The sequence below is a fragment of the Rhodococcus sp. EPR-147 genome (assembly GCF_001647185.1).
Lineage (GTDB): Bacteria > Actinomycetota > Actinomycetes > Mycobacteriales > Mycobacteriaceae > Rhodococcoides.
The window spans coordinates 1-3135 of the sequence record NZ_LVCU01000088.1 but is presented as its reverse complement, the minus strand read 5'-3'; the positions used below and the strand labels follow the sequence as shown (position 1 = coordinate 3135).

Genomic DNA, 3135 nt, shown 5'->3' with positions numbered 1-3135 from the left:
CCGTCTTCTACGCCATCGTCATCACGTTCTTCGCCATCAGCGGCGGCAACATGTTCCAGGCCAACCAGACGTACGCGCAGGTCCGCTCCGTCACCGGCGGTGACGATGGATTCCTCGCTTCCGACGGAGCCAAAGCAGTGTTCGGCATAGTCGTCGCGCTGATCATCGGACTGGTCATCATCGGCGGCATGAAGTCGATCTCGGCGGTGACCGCCAAGCTCGTGCCGACGATGGCGCTGATCTACATCGTCGCGTGCGGCGTCGTCATCGCCGTCAACTTCCGTTCCGTCCCCACGGCGTTCACGGCGATCTTCGAAGGTGCGTTCTCGCCCGAGGGTGTGGCCGGCGGCGTACTCGGCGTCATGATCATCGGATTCCAGCGCGCCGCGTTCTCGAACGAGGCAGGACTGGGTTCGGCGGCCATCGCGCACTCGGCCGTCAAGACCAGGCATCCGGTCACCGAGGGCTTCGTGGCCATGCTCGAGCCCTTCATCGACACGGTTGTCATCTGTACCGCGACCGCACTGACCATCGTGATCGCCAACACCGTCACCTGGCAGGATCAGCGCGCGATCGTCGCCGAAACCGGTGAGCTTCCCGCCGGCGGTGTCACCCTCACCTCCGACGCCTTCGAGACCGTGCTCCCGTGGTTCCCGTACGTGTTGACTCTCGCGGTAGCTCTGTTCGCGCTCTCGACCGCAATCACCTGGGCCTACTACGGACTGCAGGCGTGGACGTCGTTGTTCGGACGCAGCCGCTTCTCGCGGACCTTCTTCAACGTGATGTTCTGCATGTTCACCGTCATCGGAACCGTACTGTCCCTCGGCTCGGTGCTCGATTTCGCCGACGCCACCTTGTTCCTGCTGGCATTGGTGAACATCACCGGCCTGTACCTGCTGTTGCCCGTGGTCAAACGCGAACTCTCCGAGTACCTGGCTATGCGTCGAGGCGAGCCGGACAAGGTCGACGCCGAGGTGTGAGAAGGATCGGTCGACGGGTCAGCCGCCGGGGACGGTACAGCCCTGGCGGCGGGCCTGTTCGAGAAACACCGCAGTGGCGATCCCCGGGAATCGGGGGGAGCCTGCCGGTAGTGGACCGAGAACGTCGAACAGCCTGTCGAGCCGTTGATAGAGCGTCTGCCTTTGTATCCGAAGGCTTTTCGCGGTCTCGGTCTTGCTACCCCAATGGGTGATGTAGGCCAGCAGGGTCACGTACAACTCTCCGTGCCGCTCCCGATCGTGTGCGAGCAACGGTCCGATCTGATCGTGGACGAACTTCTCGACCGTGGATTTCCCCGACATCGACTCCACCAGTAGGGCAAGTGCGAAATTGCGGGCATCGCGGATGCGGTCGTGAGGGCCGAGGTCCAGCGCGAGCACTGCTGTGGCGGTGTCGAAACACCGGCGTAGACCGTGGCGATCGGAGGCTCCCGGACCGACACCGGCTCGCCTGATACGCAACTGCGTCGCCTGCAACGTCGACAGCAGAACCGGCCGTCGGGCATCGAGCATCTCCTGACCGGCGAAACCGAGAACCGCGACGTGTCGGTCGCCGATCTTCTCGCACCAGTTGTGCGGCGACACCGAACCCACTGTGCGCTGCCACGTGCCGGCAGCCGGGTCGTGGTCGAATTCGACCGACACCGTCAGGTAGGCGTCGTGTTCGGGCATGCCCATGCGCTCGGCGACGCCGTCGAGGTGATCGGTGACATCGGAGGCGGGGTAATTCGTCGCCGACAACAGTGAGAAGAAGCGGGTACGCAGTCGGTCTTCCACCCTGGCCGGGCGTGAACTGAGCAACGCGATCGACAGAATTTCCGGAGCTCTCTCCAGTCCGGCGTTTATCGAATAGATGTCGGCATCGGGTCCAGGAGCCACGGTCAACACCGCGACGTCCCGACCACCACTGGTGACGGGCACCTCGAACGAGGTGAAATCGGATGGCTCGGTGACGAGTCCGGATTGCCCGATCAGATCTCCCGACGCCGAATGCAGCGTCACCGACGACCGAGTCTCGGCACCGAGCACATCGAGAACGGCGTCCACCGCCCCGTCCGTTTCGATCGAGGCCGACAGCAACCGAGACATACGGTTTGCCATCTGCAGCCGACGCAGAGCGGAGTCGGCAAGTTGACTGTTGATGCTCTCGCATACCTGTACGAACGGCACACGGCGTCGGAGATGCACCACCGGAAAGCCGATCCGTTCGGCATGCTCGACCAGAAGCGGCGGAACGACGTCGAGAATTCCCCCCGTCTCCACCGCGATGCCGACGACTCCCGCGGCATTCATCGACTCGAGGTACGTCACCAGATCGGCGTCGGAACACCCGCCGAAGTACACACCCTCCATCAGAATCAGCTCCCCACCGCGCAAGAGCGGTGCGATGTCGAGTTGCTCGCTGGCATGAACCCACCGCAGAGACCGCGACGCAGAACGCCTTCCCGCGACGAGCTCGGGTCGCGCCGCGGAAAGATAGACGTCATCGAAGGCGTCGAGCACATTCATAGGTGACATTCTGTCCACCCGCCGTTACGAGTGGCTTACATTGCGTAAGGGTTCGGGAAACACACGGGCAGCAGGCTTCTCACGAGGCCGACCGAACCGCCGGTCGACCGCATACCGAGGAGTTCACGGTGACCACACATTCCCACGACGTCGAGGATTCGCTCCAGCCGATTCCCGAGAGCCAGAGAACCACCGCGCTGTCCGGTCAGTTCTGGATATGGGCGGGTGCGAACATCGCGCCGATCAACTGGGTGCTCGGCGCGCTCGGCATCAGCATGGGCCTCGGCCTGGCGGATACCCTGACGGTGCTCGTCCTCGGAAACGTCATCGGAATGGCGATCTTCGGATTCTTCGTTCTACTCGGACAACGAACGGGAACGACCGGAATGCTGTTGGGCCGTTCGGTCTTCGGTCGTCGAGGCAACTACGTTCCCTCCGCCGTCCAGGCCGTGGTGGTCGTCGGCTGGTGCGCGGTGAACACCTGGATCGTCCTCGACCTGGTGATGGCCCTGTTCGGCGAACTCGGCTGGGTCGACCCGGACGCCGCGAACGTCGGATGGAAGGTCGCGGTGGCCTCAGTCATCATGGCGATTCAGGTCGGTATCTCCATGGCCGGATACCGGGCGAT

At 63.4% G+C, this 3135-nt stretch carries 3 protein-coding genes; 2 read left to right on the top strand and 1 reads right to left on the bottom strand.

Annotated elements, in window-relative coordinates; all coding sequences use genetic code 11:
* Positions 1–980, top strand: a 980-nt coding sequence (locus A2J02_RS04470) for an alanine/glycine:cation symporter family protein (protein ID WP_068047316.1), incomplete at its 5' end; no start/stop codon positions are given.
* 18 nt (positions 981–998) lie between these two features.
* On the opposite strand, the gene A2J02_RS04465 is transcribed toward A2J02_RS04470, so the two are convergent.
* Positions 999–2507, bottom strand: coding sequence for a PucR family transcriptional regulator (locus A2J02_RS04465; RefSeq protein WP_068047313.1), 1509 nt, complete (start codon positions 2505–2507; stop codon positions 999–1001).
* A gap of 128 nt (positions 2508–2635) precedes the next feature.
* Here A2J02_RS04465 and A2J02_RS04460 point away from each other — a divergent pair.
* On the top strand, positions 2636–3135 hold a 500-nt coding region (locus tag A2J02_RS04460), incomplete at its 3' end, for a cytosine permease (RefSeq protein WP_197477932.1).

What these genes read in the sequence shown, in the direction of transcription:
- A2J02_RS04465 (WP_068047313.1), bottom strand. Translation starts at nt 2,507, where the DNA reads ATGAATGTGCTCGACGCCTTCGATGACGTCTATCTTTCCGCGGCGCGA.